At 68.9% G+C, this 26,369-nt stretch carries 26 protein-coding genes; 7 read left to right on the top strand and 19 right to left on the bottom strand.

The window, feature by feature from the left end:
- Positions 1–169: 169 nt before the first annotated feature.
- Entirely contained in the window at positions 170–439 is a 270-nt protein-coding gene (locus tag MFF01_RS17890) for a YMGG-like glycine zipper-containing protein (protein ID WP_091970256.1), read from the bottom strand.
- A 208-nt stretch (positions 440–647) separates the two neighbouring features.
- Between MFF01_RS17890 and MFF01_RS17885 the strand changes: the two genes are divergently transcribed.
- Both MFF01_RS17885 and dusA read left to right on the top strand, forming a co-directional pair.
- Positions 648–1,265 carry an urease accessory protein UreE gene (locus MFF01_RS17885; RefSeq protein WP_238227486.1) on the top strand — a complete coding sequence of 206 codons (618 nt, stop codon included), beginning with the start codon at positions 648–650 and terminating at the stop codon, positions 1,263–1,265.
- Between the two features lie 47 nt (positions 1,266–1,312).
- Positions 1,313–2,311 (top strand): tRNA dihydrouridine(20/20a) synthase DusA, encoded by a 999-nt coding sequence (gene dusA, locus MFF01_RS17880; protein ID WP_283207205.1) that lies wholly within the window; start codon positions 1,313–1,315, stop codon positions 2,309–2,311.
- 117 nt (positions 2,312–2,428) lie between these two features.
- Here dusA and MFF01_RS17875 read toward each other — a convergent pair whose 3' ends face one another.
- The 7 genes from MFF01_RS17875 to cobS all read right to left on the bottom strand — a co-directional run bounded on the left by MFF01_RS17875 (position 2,429) and on the right by cobS (position 10,658).
- Positions 2,429–3,979 (bottom strand): PepSY-associated TM helix domain-containing protein, encoded by a 1,551-nt coding sequence (locus tag MFF01_RS17875; RefSeq protein WP_238227485.1) that lies wholly within the window; start codon positions 3,977–3,979, stop codon positions 2,429–2,431.
- Positions 3,980–4,030: 51 nt separating this feature from the next.
- Positions 4,031–6,538 carry a TonB-dependent siderophore receptor gene (locus MFF01_RS17870; protein WP_373319802.1) on the bottom strand — a complete coding sequence of 836 codons (2,508 nt, stop codon included), beginning with the start codon at positions 6,536–6,538 and terminating at the stop codon, positions 4,031–4,033.
- Positions 6,539–6,722: 184 nt separating this feature from the next.
- Positions 6,723–7,673 carry a FecR family protein gene (locus tag MFF01_RS17865; protein ID WP_238227482.1) on the bottom strand — a complete coding sequence of 317 codons (951 nt, stop codon included), beginning with the start codon at positions 7,671–7,673 and terminating at the stop codon, positions 6,723–6,725.
- 276 nt (positions 7,674–7,949) lie between these two features.
- A complete protein-coding gene (locus MFF01_RS17860) occupies positions 7,950–8,459 on the bottom strand; it encodes an RNA polymerase sigma factor (RefSeq protein WP_238227479.1) in 510 nt (169 codons plus the stop codon).
- A gap of 423 nt (positions 8,460–8,882) precedes the next feature.
- On the bottom strand, positions 8,883–9,578 hold the full coding sequence (locus MFF01_RS17855; RefSeq protein WP_238227478.1) for a retropepsin-like aspartic protease family protein: 696 nt from the start codon (positions 9,576–9,578) through the stop codon (positions 8,883–8,885).
- Positions 9,575–9,778, bottom strand: a complete 204-nt coding sequence (locus MFF01_RS17850; protein WP_238227476.1) for a DUF1289 domain-containing protein — start codon at positions 9,776–9,778, stop codon at positions 9,575–9,577. The genes MFF01_RS17855 and MFF01_RS17850 overlap by 4 nt, the downstream gene beginning before the upstream one ends.
- A 55-nt stretch (positions 9,779–9,833) precedes the next feature.
- Positions 9,834–10,658 (bottom strand): adenosylcobinamide-GDP ribazoletransferase, encoded by an 825-nt coding sequence (gene cobS, locus MFF01_RS17845; protein ID WP_238227474.1) that lies wholly within the window; start codon positions 10,656–10,658, stop codon positions 9,834–9,836.
- 102 nt (positions 10,659–10,760) lie between these two features.
- Here cobS and cobT point away from each other — a divergent pair, with 102 nt between their 5' ends.
- Complete coding sequence (cobT, locus tag MFF01_RS17840; RefSeq protein WP_238227473.1) at positions 10,761–11,816, top strand: nicotinate-nucleotide--dimethylbenzimidazole phosphoribosyltransferase; 1,056 nt, start codon at positions 10,761–10,763, stop codon at positions 11,814–11,816.
- Positions 11,817–11,822: 6 nt separating this feature from the next.
- On the opposite strand, the gene uraD is transcribed toward cobT, so the two are convergent.
- The 5 genes from uraD to MFF01_RS17815 form a co-directional block, all read right to left on the bottom strand.
- Positions 11,823–12,332, bottom strand: coding sequence for a 2-oxo-4-hydroxy-4-carboxy-5-ureidoimidazoline decarboxylase (gene uraD, locus MFF01_RS17835; RefSeq protein ID WP_238227472.1), 510 nt, complete (start codon positions 12,330–12,332; stop codon positions 11,823–11,825).
- 3 nt (positions 12,333–12,335) lie between these two features.
- Complete coding sequence (uraH, locus tag MFF01_RS17830; RefSeq protein WP_238227471.1) at positions 12,336–12,689, bottom strand: hydroxyisourate hydrolase; 354 nt, start codon at positions 12,687–12,689, stop codon at positions 12,336–12,338.
- A gap of 46 nt (positions 12,690–12,735) precedes the next feature.
- Positions 12,736–13,251, bottom strand: a complete 516-nt coding sequence (gene uraH, locus MFF01_RS17825; RefSeq protein ID WP_238227470.1) for a hydroxyisourate hydrolase — start codon at positions 13,249–13,251, stop codon at positions 12,736–12,738.
- 29 nt (positions 13,252–13,280) lie between these two features.
- Entirely contained in the window at positions 13,281–14,627 is a 1,347-nt protein-coding gene (locus MFF01_RS17820) for an MFS transporter (RefSeq protein ID WP_238227469.1), read from the bottom strand.
- A gap of 135 nt (positions 14,628–14,762) precedes the next feature.
- Entirely contained in the window at positions 14,763–16,331 is a 1,569-nt protein-coding gene (locus MFF01_RS17815) for a sensor histidine kinase (RefSeq protein ID WP_238227468.1), read from the bottom strand.
- Between the two features lie 255 nt (positions 16,332–16,586).
- Between MFF01_RS17815 and MFF01_RS17810 the strand changes: the two genes are divergently transcribed.
- The gene (locus tag MFF01_RS17810; RefSeq protein ID WP_238227467.1) at positions 16,587–17,042 is read left to right on the top strand and encodes a (2Fe-2S)-binding protein; all 456 of its coding nucleotides are present in this window, start codon (positions 16,587–16,589) and stop codon (positions 17,040–17,042) included.
- Between the two features lie 59 nt (positions 17,043–17,101).
- Complete coding sequence (locus tag MFF01_RS17805) at positions 17,102–19,321, top strand: xanthine dehydrogenase family protein molybdopterin-binding subunit (RefSeq protein WP_238227465.1); 2,220 nt, start codon at positions 17,102–17,104, stop codon at positions 19,319–19,321.
- A gap of 17 nt (positions 19,322–19,338) precedes the next feature.
- Here MFF01_RS17805 and MFF01_RS17800 read toward each other — a convergent pair whose 3' ends face one another.
- The 3 genes from MFF01_RS17800 to MFF01_RS17790 form a co-directional block, all read right to left on the bottom strand.
- Entirely contained in the window at positions 19,339–19,614 is a 276-nt protein-coding gene (locus MFF01_RS17800) for an adenylosuccinate synthase (RefSeq protein ID WP_238227464.1), read from the bottom strand.
- A gap of 95 nt (positions 19,615–19,709) precedes the next feature.
- The gene (locus MFF01_RS17795) at positions 19,710–20,882 is read right to left on the bottom strand and encodes a zinc-dependent alcohol dehydrogenase (protein WP_238227463.1); all 1,173 of its coding nucleotides are present in this window, start codon (positions 20,880–20,882) and stop codon (positions 19,710–19,712) included.
- 149 nt (positions 20,883–21,031) lie between these two features.
- On the bottom strand, positions 21,032–21,853 hold the full coding sequence (locus MFF01_RS17790) for an alpha/beta fold hydrolase (protein ID WP_238227462.1): 822 nt from the start codon (positions 21,851–21,853) through the stop codon (positions 21,032–21,034).
- A gap of 122 nt (positions 21,854–21,975) precedes the next feature.
- Here MFF01_RS17790 and MFF01_RS17785 point away from each other — a divergent pair, with 122 nt between their 5' ends.
- Entirely contained in the window at positions 21,976–22,620 is a 645-nt protein-coding gene (locus MFF01_RS17785) for a uracil-DNA glycosylase family protein (RefSeq protein ID WP_238227461.1), read from the top strand.
- A 59-nt stretch (positions 22,621–22,679) separates the two neighbouring features.
- A complete protein-coding gene (pyrF, locus tag MFF01_RS17780) occupies positions 22,680–23,375 on the top strand; it encodes an orotidine-5'-phosphate decarboxylase (RefSeq protein WP_238227460.1) in 696 nt (231 codons plus the stop codon).
- Between the two features lie 6 nt (positions 23,376–23,381).
- On the opposite strand, the gene MFF01_RS17775 is transcribed toward pyrF, so the two are convergent.
- The 3 genes from MFF01_RS17775 to MFF01_RS17765 form a co-directional block, all read right to left on the bottom strand.
- Positions 23,382–24,023, bottom strand: coding sequence for a TetR/AcrR family transcriptional regulator (locus tag MFF01_RS17775; protein ID WP_238227459.1), 642 nt, complete (start codon positions 24,021–24,023; stop codon positions 23,382–23,384).
- A 79-nt stretch (positions 24,024–24,102) separates the two neighbouring features.
- Positions 24,103–24,300: a hypothetical protein gene (locus tag MFF01_RS17770; protein WP_238227458.1), complete on the bottom strand. Its 198-nt coding sequence runs from the start codon at positions 24,298–24,300 to the stop codon at positions 24,103–24,105.
- 153 nt (positions 24,301–24,453) lie between these two features.
- Positions 24,454–26,250, bottom strand: coding sequence for an NADPH-dependent assimilatory sulfite reductase hemoprotein subunit (locus tag MFF01_RS17765; RefSeq protein ID WP_238227455.1), 1,797 nt, complete (start codon positions 26,248–26,250; stop codon positions 24,454–24,456).
- Positions 26,251–26,369 lie beyond the last annotated feature (119 nt).

The following is a 26,369-nucleotide window of genomic DNA, read 5'->3' as shown; positions in this document are numbered from 1 at the left end:
GACATCGGGTGGCCGACAGGAGAGGGGTCGTGAGGCGCTCTTATACCGGAGGGGGTTCGCGATGCGAGGGAAGACACACGAACGAAGGAAGGGCCGGAGCGTAGGCCCCGACCCTTCCCGAACACCGTGGTCCACCGCGCCCGGAAGGCACGGTATCCCATGCAAAAACTCAGCGGCAGTACACGTCGCCGTAGGCGTCGCGGTAGGTGCCGTAGGGGCAACGCGGAGCGGTGGCCGCACCCGCGATGGCGCCGCCGGCGCCGCCGATGGCCGCACCCGCCAGGGCGCCGCCGGCCCGGCCGGTGGCCGCGCCACCGATGGCCGCACCCGCGAGGGCGCCGAGGCCGGCGCCGCCGAGGGCACGATCCTCAGGGGTGTTGCAGGCGCCGAGCGACAGGGCGAGGGCTCCGGCGAGGGTGGCGGCGATGAGCTTCTTCATGATGCGAGACTCCCGTATGCGAGGCGGCGTCCGGTCTTGAGCCGGTCTGAATCGAGGTTCGAGCTTAGCTATTCCACTCAAGGAATGCACGCGGTACGGCTAAGGTTCCCGCCGTACGAAGACGGGGCCGCGTTTTCACCGGCTTTCCGTTCGCCGCCGAAACCCGGTAGGGGAGGGGATCACCGAGCCCCTTCGACCCGAGGTTCCCATGCTGCGCGCCACCACCCTGATCCGTAAGGCCGCCGTCCGCGCGGACGCCGTCGCCGATCGCGTCACCCTCGACCATGCCGCCCGGCAGGCCCTGCCGGCGACCCTCACCGGTCGGGACGGCCTCGGCTTCACCCCGGCGCTCGCCAAGGCGGCGGCTCTCGAGGACGGCGACGCCCTGCGCCTCGAGGACGGACGTCTCGTCCTCGTGGAAGCGGCCACCGAATCCCTGCTGGAGGTGCGCGCCACCAACCCGGCCCGCCTCCTGCGCCTCGCCTGGCAGCTCGGCGGCAGCCACGTCCCGGCCGAGATCGCCGCCGACGTGCTCTACGTCCCGGCCTCGGCCGCCGAACTCGTACGCGGCCAGGGCTGCACCGCCACCCCCGTGACCCGCGCCTTCAAGCCGGAGCGCGAGGCCCACGACCACAGCCAGTGCGGGCATGATCACGGGCACGCCCATGCGCACGATCACGGTCATGCGCATGACCATGCGGACCATGCACATTCGCACAGTCATGCCCACGAACACACGCATGACCATGGGCATTCCCACGGCCACGATCATGCCCCTAAGGATCACGGCCATGTCCATGGGCCGGACTGCAAGCACGACCACTGAGGGTTGGTCGCGTTGAAGCCGTCGCGCCCGAGCGTTATGGCGGTGCGATGACCCCCGACGATCTGCGCTTCTCCATTGCCCCGATGATGGACTGGACCGACCGGTACTGCCGGGCGTTCCACCGCACCCTGTCGCGGCGCGCCCGGCTCTACACCGAGATGGTCACCACCGGCGCCGTGCTCCACGGCCCGCGCGACCGGCTGCTTGCCTTCGCGCCGGCCGAGCACCCCGTGGCGGTGCAGCTCGGCGGTTCGAATCCGGGCGATCTCGCGCAGGCCGCGCGGATCGCCGAGGATTTCGGCTACGACGAGGTCAACCTCAATGTCGGTTGTCCGTCTGACCGGGTGCAGGACGGGCGCTTCGGTGCCTGCCTCATGCGCGAGCCCGCCGTGGTGGCCGACTGCGTCGCCGCCATGAAGGCGGCCGTCGCCGTGCCCGTCACGGTGAAGTGCCGCATCGGCGTCGACGATCAGGACACCGAGATCGCCCTCGACGCGCTGACGCACGCCGTCGTCGCGGCCGGAGTCGACGGACTCGTGGTCCATGCCCGAAAAGCCTGGCTCCAGGGCTTGTCGCCGAAGGAGAACCGCGACGTGCCGCCCCTCGACTACGCGCGCGTGGCGCGGCTGAAGCAGGCGCATCCCGCCCTGCCCATCGCCATCAATGGTGGCATCGCGACGATTCCCGATGCCAAGGCGCACCTCGACCGGGTCGACGGCGTGATGATCGGGCGGGCCGCCTACAGCGACCCGGCGATCCTCCTCGACGTCGATCCGGTGCTGTTCGGGGAGGCCGCGCCTGCGGCCGACGCCTACGCCGCCGTGGAGGCGTTCGTGCCGGCCCTCGCCGATTTCCTGCAGGAGGGCGTGCGCCTACACGGGGTGACCCGGCACATGCTCGGTCTGTTCAACGGCCGTCCGGGCGCGCGGGCCTATCGCCGCCACCTCTCGACCCGTGGCCTCGACCCGCAAGCCGGTGTCGAAACCCTGCGGGAGGCCGTTGCCCTCGTGGCGCGGGCCGAGGCCGAACGCGATCAGGCGGCGTAAGGCATCTTTCCCTCGGAAGAGGGTCGAAACCCCAATCCACGTGACGCTGCAAATGGCTGCTGAGGGTCGACAGCCGGACCTCGACCTCTGCTTCCGGAGCGGACGTTCGATCGGGCCTTATACCAGGTCACTCACCGTCGTCCGCTGGCGCGGCGCGGGGGCTTCGTAGCGAACCACCTTGCGGGCCGCGAAGGCGAACAGGATCGCGAGCGCGAGCATCGCGGCGTCGAACCCCATGAACAGCGGATCGCCCTCGAGGCGACGCAGGGGGTGCTGCGGCAGGGTCAGGATATCGGCTGCCACCACGGCGCCGTAGAGGAGCGCGACGGTGGCGAACCCCTCGCCCCAGGCGCGCCGGTGCGGGCGGACAAGGGGCAGGAAGATCGCGGCGACCCAGGTGATGAAGAAAGCGCCGCTCTCCCACTCGGCACGGTCCGCGAGGCCTGTGGGCAAGAGCCGGTTGGCGAGGAAGTAGGCCGCCACCGCCGCAGGCAGGCCCGCGACGGTCCCGATGTTGAGCGCCTGGACGAGGCGAAGGCCGAGGAAGGGGCGCGCACCCGCTCGCGTCAGGCGCGCGAGGTACCACAGGATGAGGCCTGTCGCGATGGTGGCGCTTCCCATCACTCCGCAGAGGAAGAACAGCAGGCGCAGGGCGTCGCTGGCAAAATGGGCCTCGTGCAGGCCGGTCAGGACCGTGAAGGTCCGGGCGGCGGGCTCGAGGTCGCGGCCCCTTGCCTCCAGGGTCGCACCGCTCACGCCGTCGAAGGCGAGCTGCGGCTGGCTACGGGCCAGGCCTCGCGGCTCCTTGAACACCGCGACGACGGTCGCGTGCGCATCGCCTGGATTCACGAGGGTGAGGCGCTCGAGGGGTTCGGCGACCATCGCCACCGCGCGCTCGACCAGGGGGCCGACCGGTGCCGCGACCGCGGCGCGCTTCGCCGGGGGGCGTGGAGTCGTGATCCAGGCCGCGTCGGCGAAGAAGGTTTGGGCGTTGCCGCGATAGGCGGCCGTCACCCCCCAGGGCATGTAGAACGTCGCCAGGGTGACGAGCCCCGTATAGGTGATCATCAGGTGGAACGGCAGCGCGAGGACGCCGCCGACGTTGTGCGCGTCGAGGACGCTCCGGCGCAGCGCCTTGTCCCGCCGGAAGGTGAACAGATCCGCGAGAATGCGCCGGTGCGTGACGATACCGGAGACCAGCGCCACCAGCATGATCATCGCGCACAGGCCGACGATCCAACGCCCCCACAGGGGCGCCATGTGCAGTTCGAAGTGGAACCGGTAGAGGAAGTCGCCCCCCTCGGTACCACGAACCGTCGCCTCGCGTCCCGTCGTGGGATCGAGGTGGATATGGCCCGGCGGCTCGCCGGGTCGGGTGCGCCAGAACAGGTCGAGGACCGGCTTGTCGGGCTGGGGCATGCCGATGAACCAAGTCCGGGCCTTCGGCGCGTGAACCGTGAGATACGCGACGGCCCGTTCGGCGGCCGCACCGAGCGCCGCCCCCGACGGTGGATTTTCGCGGTGGAGTTCCGGCCGCATCCAGCGTGAGATATCGGAGCGGTAATAGCTCGCGGTGCCGGTGACGAAGATCGCGAACAGCACCCAACCGACGACGAGGCCGGACCAGGTGTGCAGCCACGCCATGGACCGGCGGAAATTCCCCGTCATGGCGTGCGTCCCTGGTTCTCGTGGCCCTGATCGCCGGTCCGGCGCGACAAATCAGAAATCGACGGTCGCCGAGAGGATCACCGTACGGGGCGCGCCGACCGCGAGGTAACCACGGGCGGCCGAAGCCCAGTACGAGTCGTCGAGGATGTTCTGGACCGTTGCACGCATGACCACGGGCTTCCCGTTCGCACCCTCGAAGGTGTAGCGCAGGCCCGCGTCGAAGCGCGTCCAGTCCGGAACCGACTGGGTGTTGGCTTGATCGTAGAACATGCTGCTGGTGTAGATGGCTCGCCCGGTCAGGGTTAGGCCGGGCGCGAGCCAGGGCGGGAGGTCGACCTCGCCGTAAAGGTTGAACGCCGTGTCCGGAACGCCGGGCACCGCCCTGCCGTCGAATTGACGGCCCACCGTGTTGACGAGTTTGGCGTCGATGAGCGTGATGCCACCGAGCAGCCGCACGCCCGGAACGACCTCGCCGAACAGGTTGAACTCGATGCCCCGGTTGCGCTGCAGGCCGCTGACGGCGAACCGGTTCGTGGCCGGATCGGTGAAGGCGCTCGGCTGCTCGATCTCGAACAGGGAGGTCGTGAGTGACACGGTGCCGAAATCGTATTTGGCCCCCACCTCCTTCTGCCGGCTGACCACGGGAGCGAAGACCTCGCTGGAATTGACCGCCGTCGCCGGTGCCGTCGGCCCCGCATCGAGGGACTCGATGTAGTTCCCGTAGAAGGAGAGGTTCTCGAACGGCCGGACCACGAGGGCGATGGCGGGGCTGAACCGGCCCTGCTGATAGCTCGTTGCGAGATTGCCCTGCGTCGGTCCCGGACGGGTGACGTAGCTCTTCAGGTCGATGTCCTGGAAGCGGCCGCCCAGGGTCAGCAGGAACCGGTCGTCGCCGAGCGAGAGGGTGTCGGCCACCGCGACGCTGCTGGCGTAAAGTTCCGTGAACAGGGGCTGTCGATCGGAGCGGGGAAACAGGGCCGTGGCGACGGAGCCGGACGGCAGATCGACGGGATTGTAGATGTTGGTCTGGTAGCTCGGCAGGGCGAAGGGGACGAAACCGCGCGAGTAGTTCTTGTTGACGGCCTGGACCGCCCCCACCGTGAACTGGTGGCCGATGAAGCCGGTCTGAAAGGCCGAACGCAGGCCGACTTCGCCGGTGAACCCCTGCAGTTCGAGGGGCTGAATCGCCAGGGCGTTCGTGGCGAGCCCCGTGGAGCGCGTCACGCGGTAGTTCGAGGTCAGGAAGTCCTCGTTGTAGCGGCTGAGGCCGCCGGCCGCGTAGAGCGTCGTATCGGGCAGGATGTCGTACTCGACCCGGCCGGCGGCCATGTTGTAGCGGCTGTCGTTGTACTCGAACGCGTTCGCGGTGTTGCGGCGCGCGTTCGGCGCGCGCGGCACGGGAATGCCGGGCGCGACCGCGTTGAACAGCGAGGTCGGCGCGGTGATGTTCTGCGTCGAGTGGTTGAAGTCGAAAGAGGCCCGGAACCGGTCGTTGCGGTAGTCGATCCCGAGCGCCGCGACGCCGACCTCGATGGCGTTCTTGTCCAGCGGCGTGTCGCCGTTGCGGTAGGCGCCGTTGAACCGCACGCCCCATTCCTTGAACGTACCGAAGCGGCGCCCGACATCGAGATGCGTCCCGAACTGCGAATCGCTGAAGTAGCTCGTGGTGACCCGCGTGAGCGGCTCGTCGTAGGCGCGCTTCGGCACGAGATTGATGGTGCCGCCGACGCGGCCGGTGCCGCCGCTGAGGAGCGCCGTCGGTCCCAGCAGCACCTCGACACGCTCCAGCCCCTCGGTGAAGCTCCGGCGCGGGTTGGCGATGTAGAACAGGCCGTCGAAGGCCGTGTCGAGGTTGGTCACCGAGAAGCCGCGGATGAAGTACGAGTCGCGTTCGCTGAAGGGCGGAGCGTCGCTGCGCACGGAGGGATTGTTCAGCAAGACTTCGCCCACGGAGCGCGCCTGCTGATCCTTGATCAGCGTCTCGGTGTATCCGGTGACGTTGAAGGGCGTCTTCAGCACGGAGCGGTTGCCCAGCAGGCCGACTCGGGTGCCGGTGCCGACTTGCCCGCCCGCATAGGGAACCGGTGGTTGCCCCACGGTGCCGGAGCGCGGCGGCAGGCCCGAAATGGCGCCCGCGCCCTGCCCCTGCCCGGCGACGTGAAGTTCCTCGAGGGCCACGGCGGCGGGCTCCCCGCCGAGTTGGACGTAGCTCGGATTGACCAGCGTGATCGTGGAGGTCCCCGCCGCACGGAAAGTCAGGCCGGTGCCCGCCAGGAGCTGGCCGAGACCGTCGAGGGGGTCGAACGTCCCCGTGAGGCCGGCCGTCCTGAGCCGCGCCGTGAGGTCGGTCGCGTAGACGAGCTTGACGTTGGCCTGTTCGGTGAAGGCGACGAGGGCCGCCTCCAGGGGCCCGTCCGGGATTGCCAGAGCGACGCGCTCGCCCGCGCGTGGGGCCGATGCGTCCAGGGCCAGGATGTTCGCCGTCCGCTCCTCGACCGTCCGGCTGCCGCGGGTCGGCTGACCCTGCGAGTCACGCGCCTGCACGGCGACCGGGGCCATGACCAGCATCGACACACCGGCAAGGACCGATCCGGCCATCCGTTCATATGCGAACCCACGCGCCGTCATGTCACGTCCTGCCCATCTTTCGCTCACGGGAGGTCGACCTGCATCGCGCGCGGTCACCCTCACCGATTGAGATCAACGGGGCCGCGATCTCCTGACGTCCTCGGGTGAACTTTCTTCAGGACCTTCGGAGCGGCGATCCGACGAGGACGAGGAAGGGCGACAGGCGGGTGATGCCCACGCCCATGCTCGACGCGATGGCATCGAGGGCCTCGTCCGTGTCATGGGGGTCGAACGACCCGGTGACGCGCCGTTCGCCTGCCGCGGCGTCCAGGAGGATGATGCTCCCGCGGCGGTAGCGGTCGAGTTCCGTCAGGACCGTGGACAGGCGCTCGCCGGAGAAGACGAGGCGTCCCATCCGCCAGGCCGTCGCCCGATCCACGTCCGCCGGTGCGACGGACAGAGTGGCACCCGTCCGGTGGAGCGCCTCGCCCGCCGAGACCCGAACGGGCCGTCCCAAGGCCGCCACGTCGACGCTGCCTTCGACGACGCCTGCAGGGCTCTGCGTATCGTCGGCTCTGACGAAGAAGCGCGTCCCAACGGCACGAACGCTCAAACCGGCTCCGCGCACGACGAACGGACGGCGCGGATCGGGGACGACGTCGAAGAACGCCTCCCCGCGCAGAAGCTCGATCCCGCGCTCCGCCTCGCCGAAATGCAGAACGATGGCGGTATCGGTGTTGAGGTCGATGCGGCTGCCATCGGCCAGGGTCGCATGGGCGATGTCGCCGACGCCGCTCCAGATGTCGGACCGCAGGCGATCGACGAGACCGAGCTGAAAGGCCAGGGCGGCACAGAGGACGAAGGCGACGGCGATACCCGCGAGGCCTCCGGGCGTCATGCGCCGGTGCCGGCGATCGGGCACGTGGCCGAGCTTGCGCCAAAGGGTCTCCATCTCGGCATACGCCTCGGCATGGGCTGGATCGGCCGCGCGCCACGCCTCGAAGGCGTCTCGATCCGCGATCGTCGCATCGGGCGAGGAGAGGCGCGCGACCCAGCCGGCGGCCACCTCGTAGACCGGGTCCTCGCCCTCAGCCTCCGGCGTATGGATGTTGTCGCCGCTGGCCACGCCTCTTGCTCCATCCGGGCTTCATCAAGCATGGCTGGCCCAGCCCCTGCTCCTACACCCTCAGATCCATGAGCTGAAAAAATCCTGACGTCCGGACCCGGCGGGTCTCGAAAAACCTCAGCGGGTTCCGCAAAACCGGCGACGGACCAGGACTCTCGGCAGAGTGAAGCGTCGGCCTGCCAACAGGATTCTGCTTCGTGTCACCCGGGAATCTCCCATGATGCTGTCGTTCTCAGAGTCAGAAACACCAGTCATCGGGGGGCCTGTAAGTCGTTCTTAGTTCAGTTCGCTGAGGTGGCGGCGAATTTGCAGCAGCGCCTTGATGAGGTGCTTCTCGACCATGTTGCGGCTGATGCCCAGACGGATGGCGGCCTCGCCGTTCGACAGATTCTCGAAGCGGACGAGCAGGAAGACCTCTCGGCACCGGGGCGGCAGCGTGTCGATGGCGGCGGCAAGCCGCCTGAGTTCCTGGCGCGCGATCACCTGGCGTTCCGGCAGGGCATATCCGTCCACGATCTCCGCCAGGTCGAGGTCGGTCACGGGTTGGAACAGCGTTCCCTCAAGGCGTCTCCTGTTCCGCATTCGCAGCGCCACGTTGTTGGCGATCTGGAACAGGAATGCGGAGGGGTGGTCGACATTGGTTCGGGAGAGGGCGCCGAGCATCCGCAGATAGGTTTCCTGATGGGCATCGGCGGCGGCATCGGCGCTTCCGAGCAGACGCAGGAGGAAGCGTCTAAGCTTGACGCCCTCGCTCCGATGCAGCGTCTCGATCAATGTCGGCTGCATGCCCCCTCCCATGGCGCTGGATCATCGCATCATCGTTTAATCTCGATGGGCTCAGGAAGCAGCTCGGTCAAAATCAGGCAAGCCGTTCAATAGTTTATATAATTTCTAAAAAAGACCGGCCGGGGGGTGACAAGACTTTGTGAGCCCAACGAAACATTTGTTTTCGTGACTCGAGCCCCTCGCGGCATTGGCGTAAACGTCACGTGAATATGTCGATCTGTTGCCCAGCGAGCACATCGCCCGCCGCTCCGGGTGATGTGCTGGTGTCTTTCACAGAACTTCCCGCCGCGCTGTCGTGCACAGGCCGAGACCCGACCGTGATCGGGAGTTTTCCGGGTCCTTCGAAAGGACCGTCGCCAGAGTTTCGACGCTGCCAGGGACGAAAGCGCGCCCCCGTATCACCAAGCGGATGGAATTTTCGCCCTAGGGGCCACGAAGGATCAGCCGGTCGCCGCGCACCTCGAAGCCGGAGAGACGGTCGAGGAAGCTCATGCCCAGCAGGTTGTCGCGCAGGGCGCCGGGCCGGCTGATCAGGGCCGGAACCCGACGCTCCACGATGGCGCCGACGCGGATCGAATCGAGGAAGGCCGGGGCCGCCACCGTCGTGCCGTTGGCCGTGGAGACCCGCACCCCGAACTCCGAGTCCGCCGGGCGAAGGCCCAAGGCCGCCGCCGTCTCGGCGGTGAGCACCACGGAACTCGCTCCCGTGTCGAGCTGGAAGCCGTGGGGCTGACCGTTGACCTCGGCGCGGACGAAGAAGTCGCCGTCCGCCCGGCGCGTAATGGTCACGCTGCCATCGCTGCCGACCACGGCGCTGCCGGGCCGCACGGCGCCCATCAGGCGCGCCCCGATGGTCCGGGCCTCGTCGCGATAGGCATAGCCGGCCACGAGGGCGAGGCCGAGGGCGCCCCAGATCAGGGCCGCGCGCACGTTGGCGCCGAGGTTGCCCCGGAACTGGTGCCAGAACCCCGCAACGACGACGGCGAGCAGGGTGCCGCTCATGGCAAGGCCCGCGAGCTGGTCCGGCTCCAGGCCGGCGATGGTGCGATCGTCGTGCGAGAGCACGAGCAGAGCGAGCACGAGGCCGAGGGCGGCCAGCGCCAGCCCGAGGACGTTCATGGTGCGACCCGGTTCGGAAAGGCCCGGCGCAGGCGCTCGTTCAACCCCGCCATCACGGCGCGGCGCTGCGGCTCCGTCATCGAGCCCCACAGGGCGATCTCGTTGCGCGTGCGCCCGCAGCCCTCGCACAGGCCCGAGGCCGCATCGAGGATGCACGTCTTGTTGCAGGGACTCGAGGGTTTCGCTGCCGGCTGGATCATCCGGGCGTTCATGCCAGCGGCCGAGCCATGGGATCAAGCCTAAGCGATGTCGCGATCAGGCCGGCACCACCGCCACGAGGCCGAGCAGGGCGGCGATCTCGGCCACCTGCTGGCAGGCGCCGATCACGTCGCCGGTCTGGCCGCCGATCCGGCGCCGGGCGAGGGCCGTGACGGCCAGGGCACCGAGGGCGGCAAGGAGGATCATCGCGACGAGGCCGCGCCAGGGCAGGCCGAGGAGCGCGCCGAGGAGGGCGAGGCCGCCGGCGAGGGAAGCGGCCACTGTCAGGGCGGGCCGCCCCGGCCGCCCCACGGCGGCGGCGGCCCCGTCGCGGCGGGCGGGCGCGAGCGTCACCATCGGCACGAGGGCGGCGGTCCGCGACAGGATCGCCGCCAGGATGAGGGCCGGCGCGGCGACGCTGCCTGTCCGGTCGAGGAGGGTGGCCAGCGCCCCGATGCGCAGGGCCAGGGCCAGGACGAGGGCGACGCCGCCATAGGCCCCGATGCGGCTGTCGCGCATGATCTCCAGGCACCGCTCGCGGGTGGTGCCGCCGCCGAACCCGTCGGCGACGTCGGCGAGACCGTCCTCGTGGAGGGCGCCGGTGATCAGCGCCCCGGTCGCCACCGCCAGGGTCGCGGCGAGGAACGGCCCGAGGCCGAGGCCCCAGGCCGCCAGCAGCACGAGGGCGCCCGGCAGGGCGAGGACGAGGCCGGCCAGCGGCAGCATCCGGGGCACGCGGATGAAATCCGGTGCGGCGTGCGGGTCGCCCTCGCCGGGCAGGCGCGGCACTGGCAGCCGCGAATAGAACCGCAGGCAGGCGGCCCAGTCATGGACGAGGCTCGCACCGGGAAAGGGCGGCTCGCCCGGACGCTCGAAGTCCATTGCCACACGCCCCGCCTTCACCGCACTTCGCACCGACGTTATAGCTCCGGCGACAGGCGGCCCGCCATCCCGGCGCCGCATCCGCCACCGGATTCGCGCCCCATGACCCAAGAGCCTCCCGAGACCCAAGAGCCTCCCGCCGGCCGGACTCCGTTCGACGATATCCGTGACCTCGTCGCGACCCTGCCCGGGCCGGACCGGGACGCCGTCGCCATGGTGGCCGAGCGCGACGCCACTCTGACCAAGCCCGCCGGCTCCCTCGGGCGCCTCGAACATCTCGTGGCTTGGCTCGCCGCCTGGCAGGGCAAGGGCCAGCCGAGCCTCGACCGGCCCCTGGTCTGCGTCTTCGCCGGCAGCCACGGCGTCGCCGCGCGCGGTGTCTCGGCCTATCCGGCGGAGGTGAACCGGCAGATGCTCGAGAACTTCGCCGCCGGGGGCGGGGCGATCAACCAGATCTGCGCCGCCTACGGCCTCGGCTTTAAGGTGTTCGATCTCGCCATCGACCTGCCCACGGGCGACATCACCACCGGCCCGGCCTTCGACGAGAAGGCGTGCGTCGCCACCATGGCGTTCGGCATGGAGGCGGTGGCCGCCGGCACGGATTGCTTGGCGGTCGGCGAGATGGGCATCGGCAACACCACCATCGCGGCGGCGATCTACGCCGCCCTCTACGGCGGCGCGCCGGCCCACTGGGTCGGGCGCGGCACGGGCGTCGACGATCCAGGTCTCGCCCGTAAGGTCGCCGCCGTCGAGGCGGCGCTCGCCCACCATGCCGGCCACCTCGACGATCCCCTGGAGGTTCTCGCCCGCCTCGGCGGCCGGGAGATCGCCGCCATGGCCGGCGCCATCCTCGCCGCGCGCCTGCAGCGGGTGCCGGTTGTCCTCGACGGCTACGTCGCCACCGCCGCCGCCGCGGTGCTGCACGCCCTCGATCCATCGCTCCTCGACCATTGCCTCGCTGGCCACGTTTCGGCCGAGGGGGCACACGCCGACGTGCTCGAACGCCTCGGCCTCGTGCCGCTCCTGGCGCTGGGCATGCGGCTGGGTGAAGGCTCCGGCGCCGCCCTCGCCATCGGCCTGCTCAAGGGGGCGCTCGCCTGCCACCGCGACATGGCGACCTTCGCGCAGGCCGGCGTGTCGGAACGTTCGGCGGGGTAGGGCGCCTCAGGCGAGCAGGCGGTCGAGGCGCATCCGAGTGATGAGGGCGATCTCGTCGAGGGCCGTCGCCTCCTCCTCCGCTTCGCCCCGAAGCACGCGCGCTTCGAAGATCCGCAGGATTTCGGCCCGGTCGCGGCCCCGCACGGCCACGATGAAGGGAAAGCCGAACTTCCCGCGATAGGCGGCGTTCAGCCGGTCGAAGGCGTTCGCATCCGCCTGGGGCATGCGGTCGAGGGCGGCGCTGCCCTGCTCGCTCACCGAATCGGCCGTCATGCTGCGTGCCCGCGCCTCCGGGCCGGCAAGTTCCGGGTGGCCGTTGAGGAACGCCCGGCGCTCCTCCGGCGACGCCGCCCGCACTACGCCCATCATCGCCCCGTGCAGGGCGGCGATGTCGGCGAAGGGCCGGGCCGTAAAGGCGCCCTCGGCGACCCAGGCGGCATGTTCGAATACGCCGCCCAGAAGGGTGACGAAGGCCACACGGTCGAGGGTGTTGAGGGTCGCCAGATCCGTCGTCACCCGTCAGCTCCCGCGATAGGTCGTGCAGTTGCCGGGCGTGCACAGCATCGGCACGTGATAGTGCTGCTTCACGTCGGAGACCGAGAAGCGCACCACCGGATTGTCGACGAAGATGTCGGCTTCCGTGACGCCGGGCTTGGCCTTGAGATAGGCGTCGATGTGGAATTCGAGCTGGTATTGGCCGATCCTGGCTTCGGTTCCGGGCAGGATCGGCGCGTCGGTGCGCCCATCCGCATTGGTGACGACGGATTTGACGTGGCGCCACGCGCCGTCTTCCATCACCGAGAAATCGATGCGCACCCCCGGCGCCGGGCGTCCGCGATCCGCGTCGAGCACGTGTGTGGTGATACCGGCCATGGGGGCTCGTTTCTCCTGGGGGAAGGGTCGATCGGGGGCGGTCGCGTCAGCTGCCGCGATAGTAGGAATAGCCCCACGGCGTGAACAGCACCGGCAGGTGGTAGCGCTGGCTCGCGTCCCGGATGACGAAGCGCACGGGGACGAGGCCGAGGAAGTTCGGGCTCGGCAGGCTGGCGCCGGTTCGGGCGAAGTACTCCTCGAAATGCAGGAGCAGTTCGTAGTGGCCGACCCTCAAGGCGTCCTCCGACAGGAGGGGCTCGGGCGTGCGGCCGTTGGCGGCGGTGGTGACCGTCTTGATCGGCCGGTAGGTGTCGCCCTCGCGGATCGAGAGATCGCAGACCATCCCGGCACCGGGCGTACCGTGGAAGTTGTCGATGGCGTGCAGCGTCAGGCGCGGCCCGAGGCCCGCCTGCGAGACCGGAGCCGTGGTCAGCGTCCCCGGCCTGGCCGGGTCGGCCGGAGGCGGGTTCGCCTGCGCCAGGACACCGGGGGCGGCGGCCATGGCGGCCCCGCCGAGTCCGACGCCGACGAGGCTGCGACGTGTCAGGGCTTGTCGATCCATGAAAAGGCTCCTTGAGCACGCGATGCCGTTCAGGCCGCCGCGACGCGGCGTTCCGGGGCGGGCGCCCGGGGCGGGACGAAGGCGAGGATGAGGACGAGGGCGGCGGCCTCGAAGGCGGCCACGATCCAGAGGCCGGTGGCGACGGAGCCCGTGTGCTCGCGCAGGTACCCCATGGCCGCCGGGGCGCCGAAGCCCGCGAGATTGGCCACCGAATTGATCAGCGCGATGCCGGCGGCGGCGGCGGACCCGGCCAGGAATCGTCCGGGGATCTGCCAGAACACCGGGATCGCGCTCATGGTGCCGACGATGGCCACCGTCAGGGCGACGACGGAGAGGCCTGGGCTCACCGGCACGAGGAATCCGAGGAGCAGGATGGCGGCTGCACCGACGAGGGCGGGCGCGCCGCAATGCAGCCGCGACTCGCCGGAGCGGTCGGAATGCAGCCCGTTGAAGATCATCCCGGCGCCGCCGCAGAGATAGGCCCCCGACATGATCCAGCCGATGGTGAGCGGATCGGTGAACCCCGCCTCCCGCACCACGCTCGGCCCGAAGAAGGTGAGGGCCGAGTTGGCGGTGACGATGCAGAAGAAGATCGCGATGCACTGCCAGACGCGGGCATCCTTGAGGGAGGCGAGGATGCGATGCTCGCGCGGTCCCAGGGCCGCCGCGTCGCGGGCGAGGTCGGTTTCCACCAGAGCCTTCTGCACGGGGGTGAGCCAGCCGGCCTTCGCGGGCCGGTCGGTGAGGTAGACCAGGGTGACGAGGCCGGCGAGGATCGACGGGATTCCCTCGATGAGGAACACCCATTGCCAGCCGGCCCAGCCGTTCACGCCGTCGAGTCCAGTCATGATCGCGCCGGCGAGGGGGCCGCCGATGACTCCGGCCAGGGCCGAGGCCGACATGAACAGGCCGAACACCCGCGCGCGCCGTTCCGTCGGGTACCAGTAGGTCAGGAACAGGATCACGCCGGGATAGAACCCGGCCTCGAACACGCCGAGCAGGAAGCGCAGCACGTAGAATCCGGCCGGCGTGGTCACGAACATCATCGCCACGCAGCAGGCGCCCCACAGGAAGGTGATGCGCGCGATGGTCCGGCGGGCGCCGATATGCTCCAGGAGGAGATTGCTCGGAACCTCGCAGAGGAAGTACCCGAGGAAGAAGATGCCCGCGCCGATGCCGTAGATGGTCTCGCTGAACCGTAGGTCGGCGAGCATCTGCAGCTTGGCGAATCCGATGTTGACCCGGTCGATCCAGGACAGGATCCACAGGGTCATCAGGAACGGAAGCAGCCGCCAGGTGATCCGGCGATAGGCCGCGTCCAGCTGTTGCCGCTCGAGGGATGGCGGGGCGAGCGTGGTGCGATCCGTCCGACCCATCGTCCGCGAACTCCGTATCCCGCGACCGGGCCGGCCGACGCGATGACACGATACGGGAAAGCAACGGGCGGGCCATGCGGTTTTTGCGGGAGGCTCCGCGCCCGACCTCGGCCCGAGGCCTCGCTCGGACGGGGTTCAGGCCGCCCGCGCCGCGGACCGCCCGCGCGTGACGTCGGCGGCGTGTTCGACGTCCCGGTCAAACGGCGCCTCGCTCGGCAGATCCAGGGCCGGCAGAGCGTCCATGACGCGGCTCGCCGGGAAGGTCACCACCACCTCGGTGCCTTCGCGCGGCTTCGACTTCAGCACGAAGTTGCCGCCGTGCAGATCGACGAGACCCTTGACGATGGGCAGGCCGAGGCCGGACCCCTGTTCGGCGGTCTTGATGGCAAGTGACCCGCGCCCGAAGGACGACATCACCGTGCCGAGTTCGTCCTCCGGAATGCCCGGCCCGCTGTCCTTCACGCTGACGTATTGCCCACCCGAGGAGGTCCAGCCGACCTTGATGGTGATCTCGCCGCCGGGCGGCGTGAACTTCACGGCGTTCGACAGAAGATTGAGGATGATCTGGCGCAGGGCCCGCTCGTCGGCCCACAGGCGCGGCAGGGTGTCGTCGATCAGCTCATGGAAGGTCTGGCCCTTGCTGCGGGCACGCAGGCCGACCATGTGGCGGCATTCGTCCACGGCGTAGCCGAGCTGGATCGCCTCTTCGTTGAGTTCGTAGCGCCCCGCCTCGATGCGCGACAGGTCGAGGATCTCGTCGATAAGATTGAGGAGATGCAGGCCGCTGTCGTGGATGTCGGACGCGTATTCCTTGTAGGAGGGCGCCACGTGGGCGCCGAACACCTCGTTCTTCATCACTTCCGAGAAGCCCAGGATGGCGTTGAGCGGCGTGCGCAGCTCGTGGCTCATGGTGGCGAGGAATCGGCTCTTGGCGAGGTTGGCCTCCTCCGCCCGGCGTCGCGCTTCGTCGGAATTCGCCTTGGCCTGTTCGAGTTCGCCGAAGATCGCGTCCTTCTCCGCCTGGGATTTGAGGGCGCCCACGGTGGAGGCATAGACGCGCCGGGCCAGCCCCACGAAGAACACCTGCGCGCCGACCACCATGGCGACCAACATCGCCGTGTCCATGTCGTGCGAGAATGCGAGCAGGGACAGCGCGGCGATGTTCAGGGGAACGAGGGCGGCCACCGCCGCCGCCGGCAGGGTCGCGGCGAGCATGGTCGCCACCGCCGCGACGATCACGAGGCCGAACAGCACGAAGGTGCGGGCGCCCGGCGTCGTGCCGACGAAGATCATCAGCGCCCAGGACGTGCTCTGTACGACCTCGCACGCCATGAAGGTGCGCCGCCACGTCGTGACGGAGGCCGCTTCCGGGGCCTGCGCCAAGAAGCGCCGGGTGGCAAACCACGATAGGGCCACGGCCCCCATCAGGCAGGCCCCCCAGAGGACCGCGATCAGGGGCGCAACCCACAGGGCGGAGGTCCCCACGATGGCGAGGCCGAGGAGCGCGAGGGGAATGACGGCGCCGGACCGGTACTGCGCGTAGACGCGGACGAGTTCATAGTCGAAGGCGCGTTCGAGGCCGCTCGTCGATGTCAGCTTCTCTCGGGCGGAGCGCATTTCGCGCGCGACCTCCCGGCGACGAATCGCCTCCGGGGCGTACGATCCGCGCCCACGTTGAATCATCTCCGCTGTCAGGTCGGACATTGCCGTCTTGCAGGATCACACGAAGGGGTGCCGCGATCGGGGTGAGCGCGGGCATGTCGGAATACGACCGGGGTTAAAGTGGCCCCGATGTGTTAAAAACGACCTGCCGTATTCCTTCGCATTGTCTCGATTCCGCACGACGACAGCGTGCCCGTCTCTCATCCGCAGGGTGGGTCGGCGACGTGTGATGACGCACATGGATAACGTATTTTGCAGTTTAGCCTCGTTCCAGAACGCGAGCCAGGAGCACGACCCATGGTGAAGCTGACCGTCAACGGCGTCGCTCACAGCATCGAGGCCGATCCCGAGACGCCGCTCCTGTGGGTGTTGCGCGATCATCTCGACAAGACCGGCACCAAGTACGGCTGCGGCATCGCGCAATGCGGGGCCTGTACAGTCCACCTCGACGGCCAGCCCGTGCGCGCCTGCCAGACACGGATCGGCGACATCGGCGAGGCCAAGGTCACCACCATCGAGGGCGTGTCGGGGCGCGTCGCCGACGCCGTGCGGACGGCTTGGCGCGGTCTCGACGTGGTTCAGTGCGGCTACTGCCAGTCCGGCCAGATGATGTCGGCCATCGGTCTCCTGTCCGACAAGGCCAAGCCGACGGATGCAGAGATCGACGGGGCCATGGACGGCAACGTCTGCCGCTGCGGCACCTACCAGCGCATCCGCGCGGCGATCCACGAGGCGGCCCGCAGCCTCGCCTGATTGTCCGCCGGCCCGAACCAAGACCCGCCTGATACGACCCGTCCGAATTGGAGCCCGCCATGCCGAAGGTCCGCCAGGCCCTCGAGACCGTCCCGTCCCGCCGCGCCTTCCTGGGGGGCGTCGCCGCCACGACGGGCGCGCTCCTCATCGGCTTCAACCTGGGCGGCCCGCGCCAAGCCCGCGCGGCCGGCGGGCCCGATCTCACCGGCGGCCGGCCCCAGCCCAACGCCTTCGTACGGATCGCCGCCGACGATTCCGTCACGGTGATGATCAAGCACCTCGACATGGGCCAGGGCAACACCACGGGTCTCGCCACGATCCTGGCCGACGAACTCGACGCCGACTGGGCGACCGTCCGCACCGCCTTCGCCCCAGCGGATGCGGCGCTCTACAACAACCTGCTCATGGGACCCGTCCAGGGGACGGGCGGCTCAACGGCCATCGCCAATTCCTGGTTGCAGCTGCGCCGGGCCGGCGCCGCCGCCCGCGCCATGCTGGTGGCCTCCGCCGCCGAGCGCTGGACGGTTCCGGCCGGCGAGATCACCGTCTCGAACGGCACGGTGCGCCACGCCGCCTCGAACCGGCAGGCGCGCTTCGGCGAGCTGGCCGAGGCCGCGGCGGCACAACCGGTGCCGCAGGAGCCCACCCTCAAGCAGCCCGGCCAGTGGACGCTCATCGGCACCAAGGTGCCGCGCCTCGATTCGACGGCCAAGACCGACGGCAGCGCCACCTATGCCATGGACATCCGGCGTCCCGGTCAGGTCACGGCCGTGGTGCTGCACGCGCCCCGCTTCGGCGGCGTGGTGGCGGCCGTGAACAGCAAGGCCGCCCGCGCCATGCCGGGCGTCCTCGACGTGGTGACGATCCCCACGGGCGTGGCGGTCATCGCCAAGGACACGTGGTCGGCCATGAAGGGCCGCGAGGTCCTGGAGGTGACCTGGGACGATTCGGGCGCCGAGACCCGCTCTTCCGACGCGATCCTCGCCGAGTATCGCGAGCGCCTGAAAAGTCCCGGCCTCGTGGCGTCCCGGCGCGGCGACGCAGGCGGCGCCATCGCGGGGGCCGCCAAGGTGCTGGAGGCGGAATTCACCTTCCCCTACCTCGCGCACGCGGCCCTGGAGCCCCTCAACGCCACCATCGAGCGGGCGCCCGACGGCACCTACGACGTCTTCGCCGGCTGTCAGATCCAGACCATCGAGCAGGCCGTCGTCGCCGCCACCCTCGGGGTGACCACCGACAAGGTTCGCCTGCACACCCAATGGGCCGGCGGATCGTTCGGCCGGCGCGCGACGCCGGGCGCCGATTACTTCGCCGAGACGGCCGCCATCGTGAAGGCCACGGGGGGCAAGGCCCCGGTCCACCTCGTCTGGACCCGCGAGGACGACATGGCCGGGGGCTATTACCGTCCCATGGTCGTGCACAAGCTTCGGGCCGGTCTCGACGCCGCCGGCGCCGTGGTCGGCTGGGAGCATCGCATGATCGGCAAGTCGATCATGATCGGTTCGCCCTTCGAGGCGATGCTGGTGAAGGACGGCATCGATTCGACCTCCATCGAAGGCGCGTCCGACACCCCCTATGCCCTGCCGGCCTACCGGTTCGAGGTGCACAACGCCCGCGAGGGCGTGCCGGTGTTGTGGTGGCGCTCCGTCGGCCACACCCACACGGCCCAGGCCATGGAGGTGTTCGTCGACGAGCTCGCCCACGCGGCGGGCGCCGACCCCGTCGCCTATCGCCTCGGCATGCTGAAGAGCGCCCCGCGCCTGTCGGGCGTCCTGTCGCTCGCCGCCGAGAAGGCCGGCTGGGCAGCCCGGTCGCCGGGCAAGGCGGACGGCGGCAAGGGCCACGGCTTCGGCGTCGCGGCCCACGAATCCTTCGGCTCCTACGTCGCCATGGTGGCCGAGGTGACGACGGAGGGGGCGAAGGTGAAGGTGAACCGCATCGTCGCCGCCGTCGACGTCGGCATCGCGGTCAATCCGGACATCATCCGGGCTCAGGTCGAGGGGGCCGTGGGCTTTGCCCTCTCTTCGGTCCTGCGCAACCGGATCACCCTCAAGGACGGCGTGGTGCAGGAGCGGAACTTCGACACCTACGAGCCGACCCGCATGAGCGAGATGCCGGTGGTCGAAGTCCACATCATGCCCTCCACCGCGGCCCCCACGGGCATCGGCGAACCGGGCGTGCCGGTGATCGCCCCGGCCATCTCGAACGCCGTTTTTGCCGCCACCGGCCGGCGTCTTCGCTCCCTACCCCTCGATCTCGACGGCCTCAAGGGCGTGTAATCGAACGGCCCCGCGTCTCACGCGGGGTCGATGGAGAACGCCATGCCGAGGCCCGTTCCCTGATCGGCGTAATCCAGAAGGACGTAACCCCGCTCCGAAAGGGCGGCGTCCAGAATGTCGCGATGCTTGCGAAACATCTGGCCGATGGCGAGCGGCGTCAGGCGCGGGTTGCCCCGTCGCAATTCGTCGACGCCGATCCGGAGCGGTGCGCCCTCCCGGTCGGCGATCCGGACAAGGGCACCGGCGAGGTCCGCCGCCTTGGTCTCCGACGCCGACTTCGCCTTGAACGCCATTCCGCTTTCCTTCACCCGCCGTCGCCGTGACGGCAACGATCCTGAACCGGATGCGATCCCGGTCCAGGCGTCCTGCGCAGCACCGTCCCGTGCGCTCAGTTCGGGTGGAACACCACCTTGACGCAGCCGTCCTTCTTGTCGCGGAACGTCTTGTAGAGGTCGGGGCCGTCGGCGAGGTCCGTCGAGCGGTGGGTGATCATCGACGTCATGTCGAACCGCCCCGCCTGGATCAGCTTCGTCAGGGTCTCGAGGTAGCGTTTCACGTGGGTCTGGCCACTCTTGAGGGTCAGGCCCTTCTGGACGATCGATCCCATGTTGATGGGCAGCGGGCCACCATAGACGCCCGGGATCGAGACGATGCCGCAGGGACGCACGGCCTTGATCGCCTCCATGAGAACGTAGGGCCGCTCCGTCGAGGTGAGCTTCTCCTGCAGGGTGCTGATGATCCCGGCGACGCCGTGGCCGGCGGTGGCCTCCATCCCGACACAGTCGATGACGGCGTCGGCGCCCTCGCCCTTGGTGATCTCCTTGATCCGCTCGAACACGTCTTCCTTCATGAAGTCGATGATGTCGGTGGCGCCGGATTTGCGCGCCAGCGCGATGCGCTCGGGCACCGTCTCGATGACGATGATGCGTTCGGCCCCCATGATCTTCGCCGACTGGATCGTGAACAGGCCGACGGGCCCCGCGCCCCAGATGGCGATGCTCTCGCCGCCCCGAATCTCGCAATGCTCGGCGCCCTGCCAGCCCGTGGGCAGGATGTCGGTGAGGAACAGGAGGTGCTCGTCGTCCATGCCCTCGGGCGCCAGCATGGGGGCGACATCGGCCATGGGCACCCGTACGTACTCGGCCTGACCGCCGGCATAGCCGCCGGTGAGGTGCGAGTATCCGAACAGGCCGGCCGTGGTGTAGCCGAACTGTGCCGCCGCCATGGCGCCGTTGCGGTTGGAACGCTGACAGACGGAATAGTTGCCGAGCTTGCACTGGCGGCATTCGCCGCAATTGATGTTGAAGGGCACGACGATCCGGTCGCCCTTCTTGAACTTGGTGAAGCCGGTCCCGACCTCGACCACTTCACCCATGAACTCGTGGCCGAGAACGTCGCCGCTCTCCATGGTCGGCATCTGACCGTCCATGAGGTGGAGGTCGGAGCCGCAGATGGCGCACGACGTCACCTTGATGATGACGTCGCGGGCATCCTCGATCTTCGGGTCCGGTACCGTATCGCACCGGATGTCGCCCTTGCCGTGCCAGCACAATGCCTTCATCCGGTTCATCCTTTTTATGATTTCCAGCAGGACGTTCCGGTCCGGGTCAAGAATTCCGCATCGGGAAAACCAACCTATGTCGTCGATCGTCTGCCGCTGATCGGGTCGATATCGGATCAAGACGATGTGCGGGCATAGGTTCCGGGCGGCTACGCCTTGAGAAACGCCAGCAGATCGTTCGTAAGTCGCTCTGCATGTGTGAAGGGCAAGGCATGGGAGGCGCCCTCGTAGACGACGAGGGTCGAACCCGGGATCGCCGCGGCCGCCGCCCGGCCCGACGCATCAATGGGCACGGTCTGGTCGTCGTCGCCATGGACGATGAGGGTCGGTACCCGGATATGCGCCATGTCGGGGCGGAAATCCGTTTCGCCGAAGGCCCGGACGCAGGCGGTGGTGGCCTTCGGCGAGGCGCGCATGGCAAGGTCGCCCGTCCAGCCCATCAGCTCGCTGGAGGTCGGCGCGGTGAAGACGCCGGCCCCGAAGAAGGTCTTGGCGAAGTTCGCGAGGAAATGCGGGCGGTCGGCTTTCAAACCCTCGATCATGCCCTCGAACACGCCGGCCTCGACGCCTTGCGGGTGGTCGGGAGTCTTCAGCATCATCGGCGTCACTGCCGAGACGAGGGCCACGCGGGACACTCGTGCGCCGCCGTGGCGCGACATGTACCGCGCGATCTCGCCGCCGCCCATGGAGAAGCCGACCAGGGCGACGTCCTGGATGTCGAGCCCGTCCAGCACCGCCTTCAGATCGTCCGCGAAGGTGTCATAATCGTAGCCGCCCCAGGGCTGGTCCGAGCGGCCGAAGCCGCGCCGGTCATAGGCGACTGTGCGAAACCCCGCCTCGGTGACGGCGGGCATCTGATACTCCCACATGTCGGCGTCCAGGGGCCAGCCGTGGATGAACACGACGGGGCGGCCGGTGCCCCAGTCCTTGTAGTACAGTCGGGTGCCGTCCGGGGTGTCGAGGAAGGGCATGGGAACTCCGTCGCCTTGGGAAGCCGGTCGATCCGGCGGGATGACAAACCAAGAGCCGCGGGGCGCCCGCGTTCCCGCATCCCCTGTGCCGGAACGGGCCGGCTTCCTATGTCCCCGTCAGCATGCACTCCGCCCCCGATTTCAGCGCCACCGCCGCGTCCCTACGCGCCTGCCGCCTCTGTCGCGATGCGCCGGTCTACGGACCGCCCCTGCCTCAGGAGCCGCGCCCCATCGTCCAGGGAAGTTCCAGCGCGCGCCTGTGCATCGCCAGTCAGGCGCCCGGCAACAAGGCCGACAAGAGCGGCATCCCGTTCATGGACCCCTCCGGCATCCGCCTGCGTGACTGGCTCGGCCTCGACGAGGCGGCCTTCTACGACGCCTCGCGCCTCGCCATCGTCCCCATGGGGGCCTGCTTTCCCGGCTACGATTCCAAGGGTGGGGACCGGCCGCCCCGGCGCGAGTGCGCCGAGCGCTGGCGGGAGGAGCTGTTCGCCGGCTTGCCGCAGCTCGAACTCATCCTCGTCATCGGGCAGTACGCGCAGGCCTGGCACCTCGGCCGGGCCAAGGGGGGCCTCACCGAGACCGTCCGGGGGTGGCGCACCGTGCTCGATGCGCCGCGCCGGCCGCGCGTGCTGCCCCTGCCGCACCCATCCTGGCGCAACAGCGGCTGGCTCAAGGCCAATCCGTGGTTCGAGGCCGAGCTGCTGCCGGTGCTGCGGGCCGAGGTCGCGCACGCCATGCGCCCGCACGCCTCACCCTCGCGTTGACAGCGCGGGCCGGACGCGGGATGGCCGGCCCGACGCAGCGCAACGGCCAGGATTTGCCCATGTCCACCATCACCGATCCGCGCGACCGCCTCATCGTCGCCCTCGACGTCGCGACGGTCTCGGAGGCGGAAAGCCTGGTGGAGCGCATCGGTGATGCGGCGACCTTCTACAAGATCGGCTACCGCCTCGCCTATGCGGGCGGCCTCGCCCTCGTGCCGCGCCTCGCCGCCGCCGGCCTCAAGGTGTTCCTCGATCTCAAACTGCACGACATCGGCAACACCGTGGAAGAGGGGGTGCGGGCGCTCGTCGACCTCGGTCCGACCTTTCTCACGGTGCACGCCTACCCGCAGACCATGCGGGCGGCCGTGCGCGGGCGCGGCGCGGGCGATCTTCGAATCCTGGCCGTGACGGTGCTGACCTCCTACGATGAGGCCGACGCGCGCGAGGCCGGCTACGCGCTGCCGGTCTCCGAACTCGTGGCGCAACGGTCCCGCCAGGCGGCGGAGGCCGGCATCGACGGCATCGTCTGCAGCGCCGTCGAGGCGGCGTCCGTGCGGAGTGTGATCGGGCCGGAACGCCTCATCGTCACCCCCGGGATCCGACCGGCCGGCAGCGCGCTCGGTGACCAGAAGCGGGTGATGACCCCCGGTGCGGCGCGGCGCGCTGGCATCGACCATGTGGTGGTCGGCCGCCCGATCACTGGAGCCGCCGATCCTGCTGCCGTAGCGCGGGCGATCGTGGCCGAGATGGCTTGAGGGGCGTTAGGGAATTCGGCGCAAGCCTCTGATCAGGAACATGATCATGGCCTCCAGCGGCGGAATGCCGACGTTCGGATATTGGCTCACCAGGGTCGGATGGCAGTAGCGCAACACGGCCGTATGCAGGCAGGCGGCGGCCAGGGCCGGGTCGTCGACGGCAAATTCCCCCGCGGCGACGCCACTCCTTACCAGGGTCTCGAATATCGCGGCGGTCCGCTCGATGTGCTGGGCGCAGACGTCCCAGCTTTCGGCCACGGCGGCCGCCACCATTTCCTGCATCCGGGGATTGGCGTCGCAGCGCTCGGCACAGGTTTGGTGCAGAACGCGGATCACCGCACCGAGCCGATCCGCAGCGCTCGCATTACCGCTCTGCGCCGCAACCGTCACGCGCCGCTCAGTCTCATCCATGAGACGCTGGATGACGGCTTCGTGGATCGCCTTCTTCGAATCAAAGAACCGATATACGTTGGCCGGGCTCATCCGCAGGGTGCGGGCGATGTCGGCGACGGTGGTCTTCTGGTAGCCGATGTCCCGAAATGCCGCTTCAGCGGTTTCGAGAATGCGGCAGCGTGTCGTGGGCGCTGCCTCTTCCGGAAGGGTGTCCGTCTCCGGAAGGAAGGGCGTTGGGGCCGCGGCGCTCGTCATGGCCGTTACGCTAGGCGGCGGCGCACGCGAGGTCAAAGGCCAACACGATCTCTGGCGCGCGGTATATCTGAGTTGTGTCTTACGAGCCGAATTGTGAGCCGAGCTGCTCCAAGTATTCCGCCAGATCCACGCCGCCGATGCGTTTGCCGTAATCGAAACGCATGCCCTCGCGGATGTCGACGCTGCTCGATTTCGTGGTCAGCGTGAACGGCTTCACGCAGATCCATGCGCCGTCACGACGATGCTCGAAGAAGTTCAGGATCTCGTGCTTGGCCATAAACGCCTCCCGCGTTGTCTGACCTGTCAACGACGATCAGCCCCAACGGTTCACGCCGCGCCTGAATTTCACCACTTCCTGAATGAGCTTGACCGTAAGGAACAAAGATCCTGATTCAACGGGGTGGGGATATCCCCACCCCGGCGTTTCGGCTCAGGCCGCGCTCTTCAGCGGCCCGATCTTCTCGTGGAAATCCGGACCGTTGATCGTCTTCGTCACGTACCCGTCCCGGATCAGGTAATCGCCGAAGCGCTCGCCCGCCTGCTTGTTCTTCGCATAGGCGGCGAACAGCGGATCGAGCACCGTCTTGATCTCGGAGGCCGTCACGTCCTCAGCGTAGAGCTTGCCCAGGCGCGAACCATCGAAGGCCGCGCCGAGATAGAGGTGATAGCGCTCGGGTCCCCGACCGACGAGGCCGATCTCGGCGAGGAAGGGCCGGGCGCAGCCGTTGGGGCAACCGGTCATCCGGATCGTGATCTCGTCGTCGGCCAGACCGTGCGACGCGAGGCTCGCTTCCAGCTCGGTCATCAGGTCGGGCAGGTAGCGCTCGCTCTCGGCCAGCGCCAGGCCGCAGGTCGGGAGGGCCACACAGGCCATGGAGTTGCGCCGCAAGGCGCTCGCACCCTTCAGCAGGCCGTACTGATCGACCAGCGCCTCGATCTCGGCGCGCTTCTCCGACGGAACGTTGGCGATGATGACGTTCTGGTTGCCCGTCAGGCGGAAATCGCCCTCGTGGATCTCGGCGATTCGGCGCAGGCCCGTGAGGAGCTGGGCGCCGCCGTCGTAATCCTTGATCCGACCCGACGCGATGTAGAGCGTGAGGTGGTGGCGGCCATCGTCGCCCTCCGTCCAGCCGTAGCGGTCACCGTTGTTCGTGAAGGCGAACGGCTTCGGATCGGCCAGCGGCTTGCCGACGCGCTTCTCGACCTCGGCCCGGAAGGCGGCGAGGCCGTAGCGCTCGATGGTGTATTTCAAGCGCGCGTTCTTGCGGACCTTGCGGTTGCCCCAGTCGCGCTGCACCGTCATCACGGCTTCCGCCGCCTTCAGGGCATCCTCGGGCTCGACGAAGCACATGACGTCGGCCGTACGCGGGAAGGTGTCGGTCTCGCCGTGGGTCATGCCCATGCCGCCGCCAACCGTGACGTTCCAGCCCTTGACCTCGTTCTTCTCGTCCAGGATGGCGATGAAGCCGAGGTCGTGGGCGAAGATGTCGACCTCGTTCGACGGCGGCACGGCGATCACGGTCTTGAACTTCCGCGGCAGGTAGGTCTTGCCGTAGACGGGCTCGATCTCGGCCGCGTCCTCGCCGCCGGCCACGCGCTCGCCGTCGAGCCAGATCTCGCGCCAGGCGCTGGTCTTCGGCAGGAGTGAATCGGAGATGTCCTTGCCGAGCTTGTAGGCCGCCTTGTGCGCGCCGGATTGCGCCGGGTTCGTCGCCGCCATCACGTTGCGGTTGACGTCGCCGCAGGCCGCGATGGTGTCGAGCAGGGTCGCATCGATGGCCGCCATCGTGCGCTTGAGGTTCGACTTGATGACGCCGTGATACTGGAAGGTCTGACGCGTGGTCGCCCGCAGGGCGCCGCCCGCATAGGTCGTGGCGATCTCGTCCAGCGCCAGCCACTGCTTCGGGGTGACGACGCCACCGGCGATGCGCAGGCGGATCATGAAGCTGTACGACTTCTCGAGCTTCTTCTTCGTGCGTTCCGCGCGGATGTCGCGGTCGTCCTGCATGTACATGCCGTGGAACTTCACGAGCTGGCCGTCATCCTCCGAGATGGCGCCCGTGGCGTGCTTGAGGAGCCCGTCGGCCAGGGTCCCGCGCAGGTAGCCCGAGGCGATCTTCAGGTGCTCGTTGTGCGCGAGTCCTGCCGACCGGGCGGCTTCCGCCTCGGTGATCGGGCGCTCCGTCGGCGGGGTCTCGTAGGTGCGGGGCGGGGTCTGCTCGGCCATGGCGGGATTCCGGTCTTTTCGAGTTTGTCTGGTGCCTTGGGTGCGCGTCCCTCTCCCCTCTGCGGGAGAGGGTGGCCCGCGTCGCGGGTCGGGTGAGGGAGCGCCGGTTCCGGATAGGG

The organism is Methylobacterium adhaesivum (assembly GCF_022179065.1).
GTDB classification, from domain to species: Bacteria; Pseudomonadota; Alphaproteobacteria; order Rhizobiales; family Beijerinckiaceae; genus Methylobacterium; species Methylobacterium adhaesivum.
The sequence above is the reverse complement of the archived record's forward strand: the minus strand, read 5'-3'. Positions and strand labels throughout refer to the sequence as shown.